The organism is Mycobacterium cajalii (assembly GCF_045809005.2).
GTDB lineage: Bacteria > Actinomycetota > Actinomycetes > Mycobacteriales > Mycobacteriaceae > Mycobacterium.
In genome coordinates, this window is sequence record NZ_CM141436.1 from 51,302 (window position 1) to 71,782 (window position 20,481).

At 69.0% G+C, this 20,481-nt stretch carries 19 protein-coding genes; 9 read left to right on the forward strand and 10 right to left on the reverse strand.

The window, feature by feature from the left end:
- Positions 1–44: 44 nt before the first annotated feature.
- The 10 genes from ACJ512_RS00270 to ACJ512_RS00315 all read right to left on the reverse strand — a co-directional run bounded on the left by ACJ512_RS00270 (position 45) and on the right by ACJ512_RS00315 (position 9,941).
- Positions 45–785 carry a GntR family transcriptional regulator gene (locus tag ACJ512_RS00270; protein ID WP_407685433.1) on the reverse strand — a complete coding sequence of 247 codons (741 nt, stop codon included), beginning with the start codon at positions 783–785 and terminating at the stop codon, positions 45–47.
- Positions 786–935: 150 nt separating this feature from the next.
- Complete coding sequence (locus ACJ512_RS00275; RefSeq protein ID WP_407685434.1) at positions 936–1,727, reverse strand: LLM class F420-dependent oxidoreductase; 792 nt, start codon at positions 1,725–1,727, stop codon at positions 936–938.
- A gap of 16 nt (positions 1,728–1,743) precedes the next feature.
- Positions 1,744–2,649 carry an alpha/beta fold hydrolase gene (locus tag ACJ512_RS00280; protein WP_407685473.1) on the reverse strand — a complete coding sequence of 302 codons (906 nt, stop codon included), beginning with the start codon at positions 2,647–2,649 and terminating at the stop codon, positions 1,744–1,746.
- Between the two features lie 30 nt (positions 2,650–2,679).
- Entirely contained in the window at positions 2,680–3,894 is a 1,215-nt protein-coding gene (locus ACJ512_RS00285) for a DUF1214 domain-containing protein (protein WP_407685435.1), read from the reverse strand.
- Positions 3,891–4,691 carry a sugar phosphate isomerase/epimerase family protein gene (locus ACJ512_RS00290; protein WP_407685436.1) on the reverse strand — a complete coding sequence of 267 codons (801 nt, stop codon included), beginning with the start codon at positions 4,689–4,691 and terminating at the stop codon, positions 3,891–3,893. The genes ACJ512_RS00285 and ACJ512_RS00290 overlap by 4 nt, the downstream gene beginning before the upstream one ends.
- A gap of 3 nt (positions 4,692–4,694) precedes the next feature.
- Entirely contained in the window at positions 4,695–5,852 is a 1,158-nt protein-coding gene (locus ACJ512_RS00295; protein ID WP_407685474.1) for a sulfotransferase family protein, read from the reverse strand.
- Positions 5,853–5,854: 2 nt separating this feature from the next.
- Complete coding sequence (locus ACJ512_RS00300) at positions 5,855–6,982, reverse strand: LLM class flavin-dependent oxidoreductase (protein WP_407685437.1); 1,128 nt, start codon at positions 6,980–6,982, stop codon at positions 5,855–5,857.
- A gap of 207 nt (positions 6,983–7,189) precedes the next feature.
- The gene (locus ACJ512_RS00305) at positions 7,190–8,287 is read right to left on the reverse strand and encodes an inositol-3-phosphate synthase (RefSeq protein ID WP_407685438.1); all 1,098 of its coding nucleotides are present in this window, start codon (positions 8,285–8,287) and stop codon (positions 7,190–7,192) included.
- A 69-nt stretch (positions 8,288–8,356) separates the two neighbouring features.
- Positions 8,357–8,899 (reverse strand): PadR family transcriptional regulator, encoded by a 543-nt coding sequence (locus tag ACJ512_RS00310; RefSeq protein WP_407685439.1) that lies wholly within the window; start codon positions 8,897–8,899, stop codon positions 8,357–8,359.
- Positions 8,900–9,074: 175 nt separating this feature from the next.
- Positions 9,075–9,941 (reverse strand): DUF1707 SHOCT-like domain-containing protein, encoded by an 867-nt coding sequence (locus tag ACJ512_RS00315; protein WP_407685440.1) that lies wholly within the window; start codon positions 9,939–9,941, stop codon positions 9,075–9,077.
- Between the two features lie 135 nt (positions 9,942–10,076).
- Here ACJ512_RS00315 and ACJ512_RS00320 point away from each other — a divergent pair, with 135 nt between their 5' ends.
- The 9 genes from ACJ512_RS00320 (at position 10,077) to ACJ512_RS00360 (ending at position 20,367) form a co-directional block, all read left to right on the forward strand.
- On the forward strand, positions 10,077–10,502 hold the full coding sequence (locus tag ACJ512_RS00320) for a DUF5318 family protein (protein ID WP_369736292.1): 426 nt from the start codon (positions 10,077–10,079) through the stop codon (positions 10,500–10,502).
- On the forward strand, positions 10,495–13,041 hold the full coding sequence (locus tag ACJ512_RS00325; RefSeq protein WP_407685441.1) for a transglycosylase domain-containing protein: 2,547 nt from the start codon (positions 10,495–10,497) through the stop codon (positions 13,039–13,041). The genes ACJ512_RS00320 and ACJ512_RS00325 overlap by 8 nt, the downstream gene beginning before the upstream one ends.
- Entirely contained in the window at positions 13,038–14,687 is a 1,650-nt protein-coding gene (locus tag ACJ512_RS00330) for a glycosyltransferase family 87 protein (protein ID WP_407685442.1), read from the forward strand. Before ACJ512_RS00325 ends, ACJ512_RS00330 begins: the two co-directional genes overlap by 4 nt.
- A complete protein-coding gene (locus tag ACJ512_RS00335; RefSeq protein WP_407685443.1) occupies positions 14,684–15,325 on the forward strand; it encodes a DJ-1/PfpI family protein in 642 nt (213 codons plus the stop codon). The genes ACJ512_RS00330 and ACJ512_RS00335 overlap by 4 nt, the downstream gene beginning before the upstream one ends.
- A gap of 142 nt (positions 15,326–15,467) precedes the next feature.
- Positions 15,468–15,758 (forward strand): 30S ribosomal protein S6, encoded by a 291-nt coding sequence (gene rpsF / locus ACJ512_RS00340; protein WP_407685444.1) that lies wholly within the window; start codon positions 15,468–15,470, stop codon positions 15,756–15,758.
- Between the two features lie 100 nt (positions 15,759–15,858).
- Entirely contained in the window at positions 15,859–16,395 is a 537-nt protein-coding gene (locus ACJ512_RS00345; protein WP_407685445.1) for a single-stranded DNA-binding protein, read from the forward strand.
- 42 nt (positions 16,396–16,437) lie between these two features.
- A complete protein-coding gene (gene rpsR, locus ACJ512_RS00350) occupies positions 16,438–16,692 on the forward strand; it encodes a 30S ribosomal protein S18 (RefSeq protein ID WP_407685446.1) in 255 nt (84 codons plus the stop codon).
- A 33-nt stretch (positions 16,693–16,725) separates the two neighbouring features.
- Complete coding sequence (gene rplI / locus ACJ512_RS00355; RefSeq protein WP_407685447.1) at positions 16,726–17,184, forward strand: 50S ribosomal protein L9; 459 nt, start codon at positions 16,726–16,728, stop codon at positions 17,182–17,184.
- Positions 17,185–17,718: 534 nt separating this feature from the next.
- Positions 17,719–20,367, forward strand: coding sequence for a replicative DNA helicase (locus ACJ512_RS00360; protein WP_407685448.1), 2,649 nt, complete (start codon positions 17,719–17,721; stop codon positions 20,365–20,367).
- Positions 20,368–20,481 lie beyond the last annotated feature (114 nt).

Here is a 20,481-nt window from a genome sequence, read left to right on the forward strand (position 1 = left end):
GCCACCGTATCGACCCGCCGGTGGCCCGGCCCGCCGCGGACCGCTCAGAGCGCGATCGACGGCTCGCCGAGGACCGCGTCGGAGCCGGCGAGCACCGGGACGGCCTCGGCGGGGACGGGGACGATGTCGTCGGGCGCGGTGAAGACCCTGCGCCGGGACAGCTCGGCCAGCATCGCCTGGGCCGTCCCGTAGGAGCGGCCGACGCACGCCGCGCGCGCGGCCTCGGGATCGCGCCGGTGTATCGCGACCGTCTCGTCCTCGTAGAACGGCAGCACGTCGCCGTGGCCGTTCTGGTAGCTCACCTTGAACGCGTGGGGGATCAGTTCCTGCGAGGCGCGCAGCATGGCGTGCAACCGCGGTCCCGCGTACTCGTCGTTGACGGTGCGCCGGTACTCCGCCGCCGCCGCGAAGAACGTCCGCGAATCCTTGGCGGCCCGCAGCGAGCGCAGCAGCGCGTCGAGCTGACCGAGGATCCGCGGCGTGGGGTTGGCGGCCGCGCGCGCCGAGGCGGTGCCGTTGAGCAGGCCCTCGAGTTCGTAATGCTCGAGCACGGTGGCCTCGTCGAACCGCTCCACGAACGCGCCGCGGTGGTAGCGGGTCGACACGATGCCGTCGTGTTCGAGCTGGACCAGCGCCTCCTGGATCGGAACGCGACTGACTCCCAGGCCGACGGCGATCTCGTTGCGGTCGACGCGGTCGCCGCTGCGCAGCTTGCCCGTCAGCAGCAAATGCAGGATATGCGCGACGACCTGGTCCTTCTCCTTGACCCCGTATTTCTTCGGCATCTGTTCTCGCGTCTCTTTCAACGGCTTTTCAGCGACTCTTTCAGCGACCGTCGGCCAGCCAGCGCTGTGAAGTTTCTCATGACTTCGCGCGTGCTACCAGATGTTGGGCCGATGAAGCCGGGGCAAACAGCAGGCGCGGCGGGCGGCCGGCTATCCCCGGCTATCGCGCCACTTGCACAGCTCTGCGGCGGCGCTCAGGTCATAGTCCGGGCCGTCGCAGCCGACGGTCAGCATCGTGACACCGTGCCCCACCAGCGCTTCGGCGTTGGCGACCAGCCCGCCGCCGCCGCCATCGACCGCGGCCGAGCGTTCGATCCCGGACGGGTCGCGGCCGACGTCGGCGCAGTGCCGGGCAAGCACTTCGGACTTGGCCGCGAAGTCGTCGGCGGAGGTGAAGCTGTGCCAGATCCCGGCGTGCTGGGCGACCAGCCGCAACGTCTTGCGCTCGCCGCCGCCGCCGATCAGGATCGGAATGTCGCGGGTCGGCCGCGGATTCAGCTTGGCCAGCCGGTCTTCGATCAGCGGCAGCGCGTCCGCCAGGTCGTCGAGGCGGCTGCCGACCGTGCCGAACTCGTAGCCGTACTCGTCGTAGTCCTTTCGCTTCCACCCGGAACCGATGCCCAGGATGAGCCGGCCGTCGCTGATGTGGTCGACGGTGCGGGCCATGTCGGCCAGCAGTTCGGGGTTGCGGTAGGAGTTGCAGGTCACCAGCGCGCCGATTCCGATGCGCGAAGTCTGCTCGGCCCAGGCCCCCAGCATCGTCCAGCATTCGAAGTGGGCCCCGTCGGGATCGCCGAACAAGGGGAAGAAGTGGTCCCAGTTGAACGCGACGTCGACACCGATGTCCTCGCAGCGGCGGACGGCGTCACGGATCTGGCCGTAGTGCGGGGCGTGCTGGGGCTGCAACTGCACGCCGATGCGAACGGGGAAGGTGGGAGTCATACCCCCCACCGTAGGCTCAGCGGGCGCCCCGCACCGCGCGCAGCAGGTCGATCAGCGCGCGCGGCTGGTCGCTCTGCACCGAGTGCCCGGAGTTCTCGACGACGTGCGCGCCACGGAAATGCCGTGCGCGCCTGCCGAGTTCGGCCGCGTCCTCGTCGTTGACGAAGCCCGATGACCCGCCGCGGATGAGCGTCACGGGCGCCGCCAGGGCGTCGACGTCCTCCCACAGGCCGGCGAAGTCGGGGAATTCGCGGATGGTGTCCCAGCGCCACGTCCAGTTGCCGTTGTCCAGCCGCCGCGAGTTGTGGAATACGCCGCGGCGCAGCGCCTTCACCTCGCGGTGCGGCGCGGCAGCGACGGTCAGATCCAGCATCGCCTGGAAACTGGGGAACTCCCGCTCGCCGTGCATCAGGGCCACCGTGCCCTGCTGCTCCTTGGTCATCTCGGAATGACGTTGCAGCGCCGACGGGGTGACGTCGATGAGGACGAGCTCGTTGACGAGGTCGGGCGCCAGCGCCGCCACCCGCACCGCGGTCAGCCCGCCCAGCGACATGCCGACCACCAGTTCGGCCGACGGCGCGTGCTCGCGCAGCATCGGCAGCAGGGTGGCCGCGTTGTTGTGGGGCGAGTAGTCGCCGTCGTCGCGCCACGCGGAATGGCCGTGACCGGGCAGGTCGACGGCCAGCGCAGGTTCGCCGAGCCCGACGATCACGGTGTCCCAGGTGTGCGCGTTCTGCCCGCCGCCGTGCAGGAACACGATCCGTGGGGGAGTGCCGCCCCAACGCAGCGCGCTGATCCGGTCGTTGCCGGTGCCGGACTCGACCCGCTGCACCTCGGGCGGCGGGCCGGTCACGCCGGCCTGCTCGGCGTTCTCGGTCAGCAGGGAGAACTCCGACAGGCCGGTCAGCTCGTCCTCAGACATCTCGCTCACGGCTCTGACACTAAAGGACCGCTAGAGGATATAGCGGCGCCTGATGCCATGAAATCGTTCCCACATCGCGGCCGTGCGTTGCGCCGCGTCCACCATGGCGGTGTCCTCCGGGAGGGTGGCCATCAGCCCGTCGAGGGTGACGGTCCGGGTGTCCAGCACGGCGGGCTCGCCCTCGAGCATGTGCCGGTAGGTCAGGTTGCCGCACTCGAAACCCTGGGTGTCCAGCCAGTTGTGCACGCCGGGATCGCGATGCGCCAGCACGAGGCGGATGCGCCCGTCGCGGTCGACGCTGGTGCGGCTCGGCGTGTAGCTGACCGGGCGGTACAGGTAGTCCATGCTGTTGAAGAAGGCGCCCATGTTGGTGAACATCCACAGCCCGTCGTGGGCGTCGAACTCGACGATCAGCGCCTCGTCGGGGGCCAGCTCCCAGTACATGTTGGCCGCGGCCCGGCCGCGCCTGCCGTCGGCCTCGGTGGTCCCGATGCGGGGGAACGCGTTGGGATGCCCGGCGTCGACGCCGCCGTGGGTGAAGGGGAACTCGGGCCAGTCGGACATCAGGCCGGTGACGAAGTCACCGGCCCAGCCCATCGCCTCGGCCATCCCCGCGGGCGTGGGCAGCGGCTTGGGGGAGGTCATCTCGACGCGCTCGATGCGCATCCGCGCCGGCACCTCGTCCCACCGGTCGAAGCCCTGACGTATGAACAGTTTTCGCGATCCCGGGGTGGTGGGCAGCCAGTTCGGGCCGCGTTCCGGCCCGCCGATGTAGAGCTCGAACGTCCCGTCGTCCTCGACGTGGAGCCGATGGCCGAGCAGGTTGGCCTCCGGGGTGTCGCCGAAGGGCTCGTGCAGCACGCCCGGCCCGGGCGTGCGGGGTCCCTGGACGGTGACGTTGAAGAACCGCGACGTGCCGCGGGTCCCGGTGAGCAGGTAGGTCGACTCGCCGTCGATCCACGCCTGCTGGTAGGTGAAGTCGGCGCAGTCGCCGCCGAGCTTGCGGGTCGGGCCGCAGAACGTGTGCAGCACCGGGTAGCGGGTGTCGCGGGTTTCCAGCGCGAGGTCGAAGGCCTGGCCCAGGTTCTGGGTGAGGAAGCGGAACGCGTCGGCACGCTGCACCCCCGAGGCGGGGTTGGCGTCTTTGAAGACCCCTTCGCCCGCACGCTGCAGCGCGGCGCAGAATTCGGTCCACGCCGCCCGCAGTGCCGCGTCGTCGGGGCCGTCACCGTAGGCCATGGTCATGCCCCCAGTCTGTCGAGCATCGCGCCGACGACATCGCATGCGCGCCAGGCGGATTCGAGCCTGCCCCCGGCCTCGATGCGGGGTCCGATGAGTTCCAGGTCGAAGCCGCGCCGATATCCGCCGGCCAGCGTTCGGGCGACGAACGCCTCGAGGGGGATCGTGCCGTCGCCGGGAACGGCGCGGCCCGGCAGCGCCCGGTCGCCGAGCACGTAGTCGCTGAGCTGGACGAGCGCGGTGCGCGGCAGCGCGCGCCCCACCATCTCCTCGAAATCGCCTTCGGCCCAGCAGTGGAACACGTCGATGCAGATACCCAGCCCGGCCATCTCGGCCAGGGTGACGGTGTCGCGCAGCGTGTGCGCGAGGTGGATGTCGGCGTACAGGCTGGAGGCGTTCTCGATCGCCAGTGTCACCCCGGCCGCCTGCGCCCGTGCGACGCAGGGCGCAACCATGTCCGAAAAGCGTTGGGCTGCTTGGCTCCAGGTGAGCCCGCCGCGGCCCCCGGTGAGCAGGTAGACGGTGCGCGCGCCCACCCCCGCGGCGGCGTCGATCACGGCGCCCAGTGCGTCTTGCGCGGCCCGCGGGTCGCCGGCCAGGGCGCCGCCCGCGAAGACGTGACAGACCGCCTCGACCGTGAAGACGTTGCGCTGCAGCAGTGTTGGGAACAACGGATCGAGCAGCTGGCCGTCCAGGACGCTCAGCCGCGACACCCCGAGCGTCTGCCAGTGCGACTCCAGCTCGGCCAGGGGGGTGCCGTAGAAGGTGACGCTGTGCACCGACAGGCGCTCGTGGGCCGGCATGGGTCAGGCCCGGTTCTCGATCGCGACGCCGAAGCGTTCGCGGAAGGGCCGGAACTCGGCGTGCAGGGCGTCGAGGTCCTCACCGATGTCGGTGAGTAGGCGGGTCGAGTAGGTGAACTTGCCGTGGCGGTCGCCGCGGTTGGCGGCCAGATAGTCCCGCATCGCCGCCTCGGGCCCGGCCGCCAGGTCGCGGCCGCAGAACGTGTAGTAGCGCCGCACCGTTTCGACCGGATCGGCGATGAAGTCGGTGTAGCGGACGTGCAGGATGCGCGGGTCGTCGACCAGGGGATTGCTCATCGTGTTGGCGATGCCGGCGCGGGTCAGCTCGAGGTGCATCGTGGCCGCGGCGTGCAGGTCGACCGGGCCGACCATGCCTTCGGCGATGTCGGCCATCATCATGGTGCGCGACGCGGCGACCTGGACCGGGTCGCGGTGCAGCCACACCATCCGGGCGTCGGGGTAGGTGTCGAACAGCTCCGCGAGCCGGAATCCGTGAAACCCTTTGAGAATCCAGCGTTTGCGTGGGCGCCGGTACTGCAGTTGCTGCAGCATGGCCTTGTGCAGCCGGTATTGTGCGGCCGCGTCGGTGGGCAGCCCGGCCACCAGCGACTGCATCGGCACCCGCCACCACGCGGTCGGCGTCATCACCCGGAAGTCGAAGGCCCAGGCGCGTTCGTCCTCGGGCAGCCCGTCACCCAGCATGTCGTTGTAGGGGTGGCTGTGCAGCCACTTGGGCATCTTGGCGTTGATCTCGCGCCAGTCGGCGTCGGCGCGGGCGCGGCGGGGGTCGTCCGGGCCGGCCAGTCCCGGCGGCGGCGACGGGTACATCACCTCCCAGAAGCGCAGCGCCCGCGCGTCCGGGTCGACGGACATCAGCGCGTGCATGAGCGTGGTGCCCGACCGGGGTTCGCCGGTGACGAACATCGGCGCCTCGATCACCTCGTCGCCGACGGGATGGCGGTTGCGGTCCTCGACGAACTCCAACCGCGAGGTCAGCAGCCAGTGGCACACCCGGGCCGCCTCGCGCGCGCCGTCGGCGTCCATGCCGAGCGCGTTGAGGTGGTCGACGGCGACGGCGAAGCGGTGCGGCAGCGTCGGGTCGGCGTAGTCGCGCAACCCGGTCTCGGCCTGCGCGGCCTCCAGCAGCGCCGCCGCGTCCAGGCTCACGAGACGGCCCCGCACAGCCGCAGCAGTTCGTCCTCGGTCGCGCGGACGTTGGCCGCCGAGGCCTCGGCGTACTTCTGGCCGGCCATGGCGCCGTAGTCGAGGATTTTGGGCACCCGCAGGCCCGCGTCCACGTACGCCTTGACGATCTCGGCGACCCGCCCCGGGGTGCCGTGCGGCACGACGGCCAGGACCATCTCGGGTTGCACCTTGTCCAGGAACTCCACGATCCGCTCGCGGGGCAGCGTCGCGGGGTCGATGTCCTGAAAGCCACGCCAGCCCCCGCCCATCGGGTGCTCGAACCCGAAGCCGCGCAACGTCTCCGCGGAGACCTGCAGCAGGAACGCCCGGACCAGCGGCGCCCGCAAGATCTCGGCGAGCGCGTCGTCGTCCGCGCCGATCAGGCACACCTGGATGAAGCACGGCGTGATCGCCATCGGGTCGCGGGCCGCGCGTTCGGCGGAAGCCCTTACCGCCGAAAGCATTTCCGCGTAGTGCTCCGGTGTCCAGGCGCCGGCCGGCCACCACCCGTCGGCGTGGCGGCCGACGATGTCGAGCATCCGCGGGCCGCTGGCGCCGATCCAGATCGGGGGGAACCGCCCGTCGTAGGGTTCGGTGTCCAACCGGGCGTGCCGCAGGGTGTAGAACCGCCCGTCGAAGTCGACCGGGCCGTCGCTCTCCCACAGCAGCCGGATCACGGCGAGCGCCTCCTCGAAGCGGGCGACCGGCCGGGCGAAGTCGAAGCCGTAGGGCACCGTGTTCTCGCTCTCGCCGCTGCCCAGGCCGAGGACGAAGCGCCCCCGAGCGAGGTGGTCGATGGTCAGCGCCGTCTGCGCGAGCATGCTCGGGTGGCGGCGGACCGTGTCGACGACGGCGCTGACCAGCGGGACGTTCTCGGTCAGCACCGCGGCCGCCGCCGCGACCGCCAGCCCGTCGAGGTGGCGGTGCGGCGACGGCGAGGCGGTGGCGAGGTCGGTGAACTCGGGGGTCCACAGCGCGTCGGGCCAGAAGCTGACCATGTGATCGGGAAGCCAGATCGAGTGGTAGCGGCCGGTGTCCAGTTCCGCGAGGCGAGACAGGTCCAGGGGCAGGGTGGTGCGCAGGAACGCGGCGGGCTGAACGGTCATCGAGAGATGATGCTAAGCAAGCGCACAGCATTCTGTCGACGAATTGGCGCTCGCGCGGGGCGGACGCCGGAGTGCTATCGGCCGCCGATCGCACCCGCCACTCCGGTACCGCCGAGAAGAGCACCACCCTTTCCCCCAAAGTGATAGCGCATGCGCTATCACTTTCGGGGAAAGCCACCTGATGCTCGGTGCGCCGCCGCGCGGTGCTTACGCCCCGATGATGAACTCTTCGAGCTGGGTGCGCGCGATGTCGTCGGGTAGCTGCTGCGGCGGGCTCTTCATCAGGTAGGCCGACGCCGGGACCACCGGGCCGCCGATGCCGCGGTCCTTGGCGATCTTGGCCGCGCGCACCGCGTCGATGATGACGCCCGCGGAGTTCGGCGAGTCCCACACCTCGAGCTTGTACTCGAGGTTCAGCGGCACGTCGCCGAAGGCGCGACCCTCCAGCCGCACATAGGCCCATTTGCGGTCGTCCAGCCAGCCGACGTGGTCCGACGGGCCGATGTGGACGTCCTTGGTGTTGAACTCGCGGTGCAGGTTGGAGGTCACGGCCTGGGTCTTGGAGATCTTCTTGGACTCCAGGCGCTCGCGCTCGAGCATGTTGAGGAAGTCCATGTTGCCGCCCACGTTGAGCTGCATGGTGCGGTCGAGCTGCACACCGCGGTCCTCGAACAGCTTGGCCATGACCCGGTGGGTGATGGTCGCACCGACCTGGCTCTTGATGTCGTCACCGACGATCGGGACCCCCGCGTCGGCGAACTTCTTGGCCCACACCGGGTCGGAGGCGATGAACACCGGCAGCGCGTTGACGAACGCCACGTCGGCGTCGATGCAGCACTGGGCGTAGAACTTGTCGGCCTCCTCCGAGCCCACCGGCAGGTAGGACACCAGGACGTCGACCTCGGCGTCCTTGAGCACCTGCACGACGTCGACCGGCTCGACGTCCGAGAGCTCGATGGTGTCGGCGTAGTACTTGCCGATGCCGTCGAGGGTGGGGCCGCGCTGCACCACCACGTTGGTGGGGGCCACGTCGGCGATCTTGATCGTGTTGTTCTCCGAGGCGAAGATCGCGTCCGACAGGTCGAAGCCGACCTTCTTGGCGTCCACGTCGAACGCGGCCACGAACTTCACGTCGCGCACGTGGTACGGGCCGAACCGGACGTGCATGAGGCCGGGCACCGACGACGTCTCGTCGGCGTTCTGGTAGTACTCGACGCCCTGGACCAGCGAGGACGCGCAGTTCCCGACGCCGACGATGGCGACTCGTACCTCCGTCAGCGCCCCTGACGGGTTGTGCTCGGTCATAGAGCGTTCTCCTAACTTCATAACTGTTTGAGCCTCGGTGTCTCGGCTGTCGTGCGTTTCGTGCGGGGATTACGTTTGTTCGGACAGGCCAGGCGCGGCCCGCTCCGCGGCGATGAGCTCGTTGAGCCACTTGACTTCACGTTCGCTGGACTCGAGTCCGAGCTGGTGCAGCTGCCGGGTGTAGCGGTCGAACGAGCTGCTGGCCCGTGCCACGGCTTCGCGCAGGCCTTCGCGACGTTCCTCCACCTGACGGCGGCGGCCTTCCAGGATCCGCATCCGGGCCTCTGCCGGAGTGCGATTGAAGAACGCCAGGTGTACCCCGAAGCCGTCGTCGGTGTAGTTGTGCGGGCCGGTGTCGGCCACCAGCTCCCCGAAGCGTCGGCGACCCTCGTCGGTGAGTCGGTAGACCCGGCGAGCCCGCCGCACCGGGGTGCCGGTCGGGGCGGCATCCTCGGCGATCAACCCGTCGGCTTGCATGCGCCGTAACGCCGGGTAGAGCGAACCGTACGAGAAAGCCCGGAACGCACCGAGGAGGCCGGTCAGCCGTTTACGCAATTCGTAGCCATGCATCGGCGACTCGATGAGAAGCCCCAGGATGGCAAGCTCCAGCATCGACCCACCTCCTTATGCATGTCCGGTTACGACGGCCCGACGCCTCGCGTCATCCTATCGCGTCGATATATTCGCCACAACACCGCCCATTCGCCCCGGCACCACCTGCGATTGGGGTGGCATTTGACCGGTGTTAACGCCGCGGGCGCGCCTCGGTAAGGCTGCGGCCCCGTCGTCACGACGACGGGTAATTCACCCGTTTGACGGTTCCGTCCGCGGCCAAGGTGATGTAGCCGCCACCGTAATCGCTCGAGACGTACACCGACAGCGACAGCGCGCCGGGCGTGGTGGGGGCCTCGCCGGGCTCCACGATCAGGTAGGTGCTCTTGACGTCGGCCGGTTTGATGCCGAGGGTTTCCGGGGCGCCCCGCAGGATGCCCACGGTCGTCTTGACGTCGAATTTGCTCAGGTCGACGAGGGTGGCGTCGGTGCTGCTCTTGGCGTTGCTGTTGGGGTCGCCCCACCCGCCCCGGTAGGTGTAGCCGAGCACGCGCCGGTCGTTTCCGGGGTCACGGCGGTCCAGCACCGCGTATTCGGGGTAGACCACGAGCCGGAAGCCCAGGGTGTCGCCGAACCGTTTGCGGGTCTGCTCCAGCAACCCGGTCAGCCCACCCAGGGACTGCAGCTGCCGGGGCGGGGTGAGCACCACGGCCGCGACCCCGTCGGGCTTGGCGCCGGGATCTTTCGTGAAGTCCAGCGGCGAGCCGGTGTTGCCGTAGAGGCCCCAGCCGATGCCGACGCCCAGCAGCACCGACGCGACGAAGGCGCCGGCCAGGATGCCCCACCGGCCCGGGATCGACGGCGGCTTGACGGCCGGCGGTGCGGCCGCGGTGTTGTCGGCCTGCAGGTCGGTCACCAGCTCGCGCAGGTCGCCGAGGGTCACCGCATTGGTGGCCGCGCTCACGCGTTGCCGGTGTTCCTCCATGGACAGTTCGCCGTCGGCGAGGGCGTTGTCGAGAACCTTGCAGATGTCTTGGCGGTCGCTGTCTTTTGCGCGCGTCCTGGCCCCACCACCGAGCGGTGTTCCCAGCCATTTCGCCACGCGGATGATCGTAGAAGCGCCGCGGCGAATCGGCACCGTAATCGGCGGTAGCCGGGCCGGGCCCGGGCCGACGAACGCGCCGGGCATCAGCTTGCCGCGTATCAGTGGGGCGGATGGCGACGTACTCTGGTGGGCGTGCGACTGCAGCGACAGGTAGTGGACTACGCGCTTCGGCGGCGCTCCCTGCTGGCCGAGGTCTATTCGGGCCGCACCGGAGTGTCCGAGGTCTGTGACGCGAACCCGTACTTGTTGCGCGCCGCGAAGTTTCACGGGAAACCGAGCCAGGTGATGTGCCCGATCTGCCGCAAGGAGCAGCTCACCCTGGTGTCGTGGGTGTTCGGCGAGCACCTGGGCGCGGTGTCGGGGTCGGCCCGCACCGCCGAGGAGCTGGTCTTGCTGGCGACCCGCTTCGAGGAGTTCAAGGTCCACGTGGTGGAGGTATGCCGCACCTGCAGCTGGAACCACCTAGTCAAGTCGTACGTGCTCGGCGCGACGCGGCCACCGAAGGGCACCCGCGGAACGCGCAGGGCACGCAACGGCGCCCGCACCGCCATTGAATGACGAAGGCCGCCACGAGCAGTCGTCCACCGGCTCGGACGGGTCGGAGACTGAGCGTTTCGGCAAGCATGCGAACACCGACGGTCCCGGCGACCCCGGCCGCCCGGGCCCCGGCCGGCGTCCGGTTCCGCCCGACGACCGGCTGACGGCGATCCTGCCGCCCGTCACCGACGATCGCGCCCCGCGGCGAGCGGACCCCATCGACGAGGTCAAGGCCGCGTTGGACAACCCGCCCTCGACGCCGCTGCAGGCCGAGCGGGATCAGCTCGCGGAGGTCAAGGCCGCCCTCGACGGCCGGCAGGACCGGCCGTTGTCCGGGCGACAGTCCGTGTCGGGTCCCCCGCCACCGCCCCGTCGGGGCGGCCCGGGTGGACCCCTTGGGCGTTCACCGGGTCCCGGCTCGAGCTGGGTGGAGCGGGTCAATTGGCGGTGGGTGCGACGGGCCTCCTACCTCGCGGCGGCGGTGCTGGTGCTGTTGCCGCTCGTGACCTTCGCCATGGCGTACGTCATCGTCGACATCCCCAAACCGGGCGACATCCGCACCAACCAGGTCTCGACTATTCTGGCCAGCGACGGCTCGGAGATCGCCAGAATCGTTCCGCCGGAAGGCAACCGGGTCGACGTCAACCTCAAGCAGGTGCCGGTGCACGTGCGGCAGGCGGTGATCGCCGCCGAGGACCGCAACTTCTACTCCAACCCCGGGTTCGACTTCGCCGCGTTCGCCCGGGCGATCAACCACGATCTGTTCGGCAACGGCGGCCTGCAGGGCGGGTCGACGATCACCCAGCAGTACGTCAAGAACGCGCTGGTCGGTTCGGCGCAACACGGGTTCAGCGGCCTGATGCGCAAGGCCAAGGAACTGGTCATCGCCACCAAGATGTCGGGGGAGTGGTCCAAGGACGACGTCCTGCAGGCCTACCTGAACATCATCTACTTCGGCCGGGGCGCCTACGGGATCTCGGCGGCCGCCAAGGCGTATTTCGACAAGCCCGTCGAGCAGTTGACCGTGTCCGAGGGGGCGCTGCTGGCCGCGCTGATCCGGCGGCCGTCCACGCTGGATCCCGCCGTCGACCCCAAGGGGGCGAGGGCCCGCTGGAACTGGGTTCTCGACGGCATGGTCGAGACCAAGGCGCTGTCCCCGGCTGACCGCGCCGCCCAGGTGTTCCCGGAGACCGTGCCGCCCGATCAGGCCCGTGCGGAGAACCAGACGACCGGCCCCAACGGGCTGATCGAGCGCCAGGTGACCAAAGAGCTGATGGAGTTGTTCAACATCGACGAGCAGACCCTGAACACCCAGGGGCTGCAGGTCACCACCACGATCGAACCGAAGGCCCAGCAGGCCGCGGAGAAGGCGGTGGCCAAGTACCTCCACGGGCAGGACCCCGACATGCGGGCCGCCGTGGTGTCGATCGACCCGCACGACGGCGCGATCCGCGCCTATTACGGCGGTCCCGACGCGAACGGCTTCGACTTCGCCCAGGCCGGGCTGCAGACGGGCTCGTCGTTCAAGGTGTTCTGCCTGATCGCCGCGCTGGAGCAGGGCATCGGCCTGGGTTACCAGGTGGACAGCTCCCCGCTGACGGTCGACGGCATCAAGATCACCAACGTCGACGGCGAGAGCTGCGGGACCTGCAACATCGCCCAGGCGCTCAAGCAATCGCTGAACACTTCTTATTACCGGCTGATGCTCAAACTCAAGGGCGGGCCGCAGGCCGTCGCCGACGCCGCCCACCAGGCCGGCGTCGCGAAGAGTTTCCCCGGCGTCGAACACACGCTGTCCGAAGACGGCAAGGGCGGGCCGCCCAACAACGGGATCGTGCTGGGTCAATACGAGACCCGGCCGATCGACATGGCGTCGGCCTACGCGACGCTCGCCGACTCGGGCGTCTACCACCGGCCGCACTTCGTGCAGAAGGTGGTCAACGCCGAGGGCCAGGTCCTGTTCGACGCCGCCAACTCCGACAACAGCGGTGAGCAGCGGATCGACAAGGCCGTCGCCGACAATGTCACCGCCGCGATGGAACCGATCGCGGGCTACTCGCGCGGCCACAACCTGGCGGGCGGGCGGCCGTCGGCTTCCAAGACGGGCACTACGCAGCTGGGTGACACCAAGGCCGACAAGGACGCCTGGATGGTCGGCTACACGCCGTCGCTGTCGACGGCGGTGTGGGTGGGCACCGTGAAAGGTGACCAGCCGCTGGTCACCGCTTCCGGCGCGCCGGTGTACGGGTCGGGGCTGCCGTCGGACATCTGGAAGGCGACCATGGACGGTGCGCTGAAGGGCACGCCCAACCAGTCGTTCCCCAAGCCGACCGCGATCGGCGGCTACGCGGGCGTGCCCGCCCCACCACCGCCACCGCCGCAGGCGCCCGCGCCACCGTCGGAGACGGTCATCCAGCCGACCGTGGAGATCGCGCCCGGGATCACCATTCCGGTCGGCCCGCCCACGACGATCCCGATCGCGCCGCCGTCGTCGGACACCGGGGCCGCACCGGGCGGCGTCCCGCCGGGCGGCCCGCAAGCCCCCCCACCGCCGCCGTGACCGGCGCCGCCGAGCAGAGCGCCGCCATCTCGCCTGGGCGGCTGGCCACCGACCGGCGCAGCCTGGACACCCGCGACTGCCCCAGCCGCACCGACTTTCTGGGCGCCGCCTTCGCCGACGTGGCCGGGGGGCCCGTCGGCCGGCACGCGCTGATCGGGCGCACCCGGCTGATGACCCCGCTGCGGGTGATGTTCGTGATCGCGCTGGTGTTCCTGGCGCTCGGCTATTCGACGAAGGCGGCGTGCCTGCAGAGCCACGGCACCGGGCCGGGGGACCAGCGGGTGGCCAACTGGGACAACCAGCGCGCCTACTACGAGCTGTGCTACTCCGACACGGTGCCCCTCTACGGCGCGGAGTTGTTGAACCAGGGCAAGTTTCCGTACAAGTCGAGCTGGGTCGAAACCGACGCCGACGGTGCGCCGCAGCTGCAGTACGACGGCCGGCCCGCGGTGCGCTACATGGAGTATCCGGTGCTGACCGGGCTCTACCAGTACGGGTCGATGGCGCTGGCCAAGACCTACACCGCGCTCAGCAAGCTGGTGCCGCTGCCGGTGGTGGCCGAGGTGGTGATGTTCTTCGACGTCGCGGCGTTCGGCCTGGCGCTGGCCTGGCTGGCGACGGTGTGGGCGACCGCGGGCCTGGCCGGGCGCCGGATCTGGGACGCGGCCCTGGTGGCCGCCTCGCCGCTGGTGATCTTCCAGATCTTCACCAACTTCGACGCCCTGGCTACGGGTTTGGCGATGGCCGGGCTGCTGGCGTGGGCGCGACGACGACCGGTGCTCGCCGGCGTGTTGATCGGGCTGGGCGCCGCGGCCAAGCTGTATCCGCTGCTGTTCCTGGGCCCGATGCTGGTGCTGGGCATCCGGACCGGGCGCCTCGGCGCGTGGGCCCGTACCGCCGCGACCGCCGCGGCGACGTGGCTGTTGGTGAATCTGCCGGTGCTGGTGCTGTTCCCGCGCGGCTGGTCGGAGTTCTTCCGCCTCAACACCCGCCGCGGCGACGACATGGACTCGCTGTACTCCGTGGTGAAGTCGTTCACCGGGTGGCGCGGCTTCGATCCCCACCTCGGTTTCTGGCAGCCGCCCACGGTGCTGAACATCGTGGTCGCGGTGTCGTTCGCAACGTGTTGCGCGGCAATCGCTTACGTCGTGCTCACCGCGCCGCGGCGGCCGCGGGTGGCGCAGCTGGCGTTCTTGGTGGTGGCGGTGTTCCTGCTGACCAGCAAGGTGTGGAGCCCGCAGTTCTCGCTGTGGCTGGTGCCGCTGGCCGTGTTGGCGTTGCCGCACCGCCGGATCCTGCTGGCGTGGATGACGATCGACGCGCTGGTCTGGGTGCCGCGAATGTATTACCTGTATTCCGAGCCGAACCGCTCGCTGCCGCAGCAGGTCTTCACCACGACGGTGCTGCTGCGCGACGTGGCCGTCGTCGCGTTGTGCGCGCTGGTGGTGTGGCAGATCTACCGGCCCGACGAGGATCTGGTGCGCATGCGTGGGTGCCTGGACGACCCGGCCGGCGGGCCGTTCGACCGGGCTCCCGACGCGCCGCCCGGCTGGCTTCCACAGTGGTTGCGCCCGGCCGGGCTGCGCCGGTCGGCGGCGCCGGCGGAGACTGACACCGAAGCGGCGACCATCCGGAGGATGGCATGACGCAAGTTGCGATCCCGTTGTTTCCCCGCTTCACCGCGCTCGACGCGGTGGGGCCCTACGAGGTGCTGCAGCGCGTCCCGTCGATCGACATCGTGTTCGTCGGTCACCGCCGCGGTGAGGTGCGGACGGAGAACGGGATGCTGGGCTTCACCTGTGACGCGACCTTCGACGAGGTCGCGGCGCCCGACGTGGTCGTGTTCCCCGGCGGCGTGGGCACCCGTCAGCTCATCCACGACGAGACGGTGCGCGGCTGGCTGCAGGCGGTGCACCCGAACACCACGTTCACGACGTCGGTGTGCACGGGCGCGTTGCTGCTGGCCGCCGCCGGCCTGCTCGACGGGCTGACCGCGACCACCCACTGGGGCGCGGCCGACGTGCTCAACGGGCTGGGCGGCAGCTACGTGGCCGAACGCGTCGTCGAGCACCTGCCGCAGCGGATCATCACCGCCGCGGGGGTGTCCAGCGGCATCGACATGGCCCTGCGGCTGGTCGAACTGCTCGTCGACCGCGAGGCCGCGCAGGCCGCGCAGCTGCTCATCGAGTACGACCCGCAGCCGCCGTTCGACTCGGGTTCGCTCGCCAAGGCCGACGAGGCCACGATGGCCAGGGCCGTGGAGTACGTGCGCGTCCGGGAGTGAGTGGCCGCCGGATTTCCCGGATTGCCCCGGATTTCGCTGGCCCGCCCGCCGTCCGGTACCCTGGGGCGGTTGCCGACGCAGGCGACTCTCCTGCCACGGAACGACCGTGGCCGTACAGACCAGAGGAGGTGGTGAGGTTTCCATGCGTCCATACGAAATCATGGTCATTCTTGACCCCACGCTCGACGAACGCACCGTCGCCCCGTCGCTGGAGACGTTTCTCAACGTCATCCGCAAGGACGGGGGAAGCGTCGACAAGGTCGACATCTGGGGCCGGCGCCGGCTGGCCTACGAGATCGCCAAGCACGCCGAGGGCATCTACGTCGTCATCGACGTGAAGGCCGCGCCGGCGACGGTGTCCGAGCTGGACCGCCAGCTCAGCCTCAACGAGTCGGTGCTGCGCACCAAGGTGATGCGCGCCGACAAGCACTGAGTCGACAGCACTGACTGTTCGCCGTCGGTGCGGCTGCGTAGGCTTCGCGAGAACATGCTCATGACATCGACCGTTGTAGCAGCGGACCCAGGAGGAAATTGTGGCTGGTGACACCACTATCACCGTCGTCGGAAACCTGACCGCTGATCCCGAGTTGCGGTTCACGCCCTCGGGTGCCGCCGTCGCGAATTTCACCGTGGCGTCCACCCCCAGGATCTACGACCGCCAGAGTGGGGAGTGGAAGGACGGCGAGGCGCTGTTCCTGCGGTGCAACATCTGGCGGGAGGCCGCCGAGAATGTTGCCGAGAGCCTGACCCGCGGGGCCCGCGTGATCGTCACCGGGCGGCTCAAGCAGCGGTCCTTCGAGACCCGCGAGGGCGAGAAGCGCACCGTGGTCGAGGTCGAGGTCGACGAGATCGGGCCCTCGCTGCGGTATGCCACCGCCAAGGTCAACAAGGCCAGCCGCAGCGGCGGCGGCGGCGGGGGCGGCGGCTTCGGTGCTGGCGGTGGCGGCGGCGGATCGCGTCAGGCGGCCCCTGCGGCTCCGCAGGCGAGCAGCACACCGGCCGACGATCCGTGGGGCAGCGCCCCGGCGTCGGGCTCCTTCGGCGGCGGCGACGACGAACCGCCCTTCTAGAACACGTGAACTTCACCCACGAGAACGGAAAGAACAACACACATGGCCAAGTCCAGTAAGCGGCGCCCCGCTCCGGAGAAGCCGGTCAAGGCACGCAAGTGCGTCTTCTGCTCGAAGAAGGGCCAGCAGATCGACTACAAGGACACCACGCTGCTGCGCACCTACATCAGCGAGCGCGGCAAGATCCGGGCACGCCGGGTCACCGGCAACTGCGTGCAGCACCAGCGCGACATCGCGATCGCAGTGAAGAATGCCCGCGAGGTGGCCCTGCTGCCCTTCACCTCCTCGGCGCGATAACCGCCGGAACGCTCAACCGAAAGTACGAAGACGATGAAGCTGATTCTGACGGCCGACGTTGACCACCTCGGGACCGTCGGCGAGACGGTCGAGGTCAAGGACGGGTACGGCCGCAACTTCCTGCTCCCGCGCGGCCTGGCGATCGTCGCCTCGCGCGGCGCCCAGAAGCAGGCCGACGAGATTCGCCGCGCCCGCGAGACCAAGATGGTGCGCGACCGCGAGCACGCCGACGAGCTCAAGTCCGCGCTGGCGGCGCTCGGGTCCGTCTCGCTGCCGGTGAAGACCGCGGCCGACTCCGGCAAGCTGTTCGGCTCGGTGACCGCCGGCGACGTGGTCGCGGCCATCAAGAAGGCCGGCGGCCCCAACCTGGACCGGCGGATCGTCCGGCTGCCCAAAGCGCACATCAAGGCCGTCGGCACCCACCGGGTGTCGGTGCACCTGCACCCCGAGGTCGACGTCGACGTCGCGATCGAGGTCGTCGCGCAGGGCTAACTCCCCCGTCTTTGCCTGCCTCCGGCAGCGGCCGTGCCCGGCCGCTGCCGGAGGCAGTCGTGGCGTCTGTGCACGCCGCTTTCGGCCGCGGGCGCGGTCGCACACGGCCGCTCCAGCGAACTCTTTCCGCGTAACGTCCGCGCGCGTTCCTTAACCCTGGTGTAACGAAGCGAAAATCTGGCCGAAAGGCAACACGCCCGGCGCAGTAACCTGGCCCGACACGCCGATCAGATTCTTGTCCACACCAAATGTGTGGCGTTGTATGACGCGTATCTGCGGAGATGCCGTAGTACGTCGATTTGATCCACAGGTTCTCCACACCCCGCTCAACACAGGTGTCGACGGATATGCACACACCATGCACAGCCTTATGAACAACGGCCCCTTTCAGTCCGCGCCAGCAACGTTTACCGTTCTCCCGGCACGAGGTGATGCGGGTGCTGTGGGTCGGGGGTGTCAGTGCCTTGGCTTATGGTCTGAATACCGGTTATCGAATGTACGTTCGGACACCTGAGTCAGAGGAGGATGCACCCGATGGCGGTCGTCGACGACCTGGCGCCCGGCGCGGAGTCCGCGCCGCCCAGTGAGGACTTCGGTCGTCAGCCCCCGCAGGATCTGGCTGCCGAGCAGTCGGTGTTGGGCGGGATGCTGCTGAGCAAGGATGCGATCGCCGACGTGCTGGAGCGGCTGCGGCCCGGGGACTTCTATCGCCCCGCCCACCAGAACGTCTACGACGCGATCCTGGACCTGTACGGGCGCGGGGAGCCGGCCGACGCGGTGACGGTGGCCGCCGAGCTGGACCGCCGCGGCCTGCTGCGCCGCATCGGCGGGGCGCCGTATCTGCACACCCTGATCTCGACGGTGCCGACCGCGGCCAACGCCGGCTACTACGCGGGCATCGTGGCCGAGAAGGCGCTGCTGCGCCGGCTGGTGGAGGCCGGCACGCGGGTGGTGCAGTACGGCTACGCCGGCGCCGAGGGCGCCGACGTCGCCGAGATCGTCGACCGCGCGCAGGCCGAGATCTACGACGTCGCCGACCGCCGGACGTCGGAGGACTTCGTCGCGCTCGAGGACCTGCTGCAGCCGACGATGGACGAGATCGACGCCATCGCCTCCAACGGCGGAATGTCGCGCGGTGTGCCGACCGGGTTCACCGAACTCGACGAGGTGACCAACGGCCTGCATCCCGGGCAGATGATCATCGTGGCGGCCAGGCCCGGCGTGGGGAAGTCGACCCTGGGACTGGACTTCATGCGGTCGTGCTCGATCAAGCACCGGATGGCCAGCGTCATCTTCTCGTTGGAGATGAGCAAGTCCGAGATCGTGATGCGGCTGCTGTCGGCGGAGGCGAAGATCAAGCTCGCCGACATGCGGTCGGGCCGGATGAGCGACGACGACTGGACGCGGCTGGCGCGGCGCATGAGCGAGATCAGCGAGGCACCGCTGTACATCGACGACTCGCCCAACCTGACCATGATGGAGATCCGCGCCAAGGCGCGCCGGCTGCGCCAGAAAGCCAACCTCAAGCTGGTCGTGGTCGACTACCTGCAGCTGATGACGTCGGGCAAGAAGGTCGAGTCCCGGCAGATCGAGGTGTCCGAATTCTCTCGGCACCTGAAGCTTTTGGCCAAAGAGCTCGAGGTGCCGGTGGTCGCGATCAGCCAGCTCAACCGCGGTCCCGAACAGCGCACCGACAAGAAGCCGATGCTCTCGGACCTTCGCGAGTCGGGATGCCTGACCGCCGCCACGCGAATCCTGCGCGCCGACACCGGCGCCGAGGTCACGTTCGGTGAGCTCATGCGGACCGGCGAACGGCCGTGGGTGTGGTCGCTGGACGAGCGGATGCGCATGGTCGCCCGGCCGATGACCAACGTCTTTCCCAGCGGGCACAAAGAGGTGTTCCGGCTCCGGCTCGCCTCGGGCCGCGAGGTCGAGGCCACCGGCAACCACCCCTTCATGAAGCTCGACGGCTGGACGCCGTTGGAGCAGTTGCAGGTTGGCGATCGCATCGCGGCGCCCCGGCGTGTCCCGGAGCCCGTCGACACCCAGCGCATGGACGAGTCCGAGCTGATCCTGCTGGCCCACATGATCGGCGACGGATCGTGCGTGAAGCGCCAGCCGGTCCGCCACGCGTCGATGGACGAGGCGAACCTCGGCGCGGTGACGATCGCCGCCGCCCACTTCGGCGTGCGGGCCATCCGCGACGAATACCCGGCGGCACGGGTGACCACGCTGCGCCTGCCGGCGCCGGAGCGGTTGACCCACGGCAAGCGCAACCCAATTGCGGCGTGGCTGGACGGCTTGGGGCTATTCGGCAAGCGTAGCCACGAAAAGTTCGTGCCGGAGGCGGTATTCCGCGCTCCCAATGACCAAGTCGCGCTGTTCCTGCGGCACCTGTGGGCGACGGCCGGGTCGGTGCGGTGGGACGACAAGTCCGGCCAGGGGCGTATCTACTACGCGTCGACCAGCCGGCGTCTCATCGATGACGTCGCGCAACTTCTGCTTCGGCTGGGCGTACAAAGCCGACTTACGCGAGCTCGCAAGGCGGGATATCGCGACTGGTGGCATTTACGCATCGACGGCTCGACCAACCAAACGGCGTTCCTCACCAAGGCAGGCGTCCACGGGGCTCGGAGCATGACGGCGCGGGAAGTTCTCCAGCAGCTCACCTTGCGAACACGGCGACCGGGCGCGGACACCATACCCAAGGAGGTTTGGACGAGCGTACGGGCGACCATGGCTGCCAAAGGAATTACGAATGACGCCCTCGGGCGCGCTACAGGATCGCCGTTTGGAGAGTCGAAATGGAACTATTCACCTGGCCGACTGAAATTGCATCGCGTCGCTGCTCTGCTAGGCGACGACTGCATTCATGATCTGGCTACCAATGATGTGTTCTGGGATTCAGTCGTTGAGATTACTAGTCTCGGAGAACAAGACGTCTACGATGGAACCGTAAGCGGTACACACAATTTCGTTGCTAACGGGATCGCAGCCCATAATAGCCTTGAACAAGATGCCGACATGGTGATCCTGCTGAACCGGCCGGATGCGTTCGAACGCGACGACCCGCGCGGGGGAGAGGCCGACTTCATTCTCGCCAAACACCGCAACGGCCCGACCAAGACGGTCACCGTCGCGCACCAGCTGCACCTGTCGCGATTCGCCAACATGGCGCGGTAACTGTGGGTTCTTGTTTCCTGAATGCAGAGGTGTCGGCCTTCTCGAGTCTGTACGAGGCGCTTCGCCGTTCCGCTTGAGAATGGCGAGAGTTAGCCATCCGTCATACTCCAATGG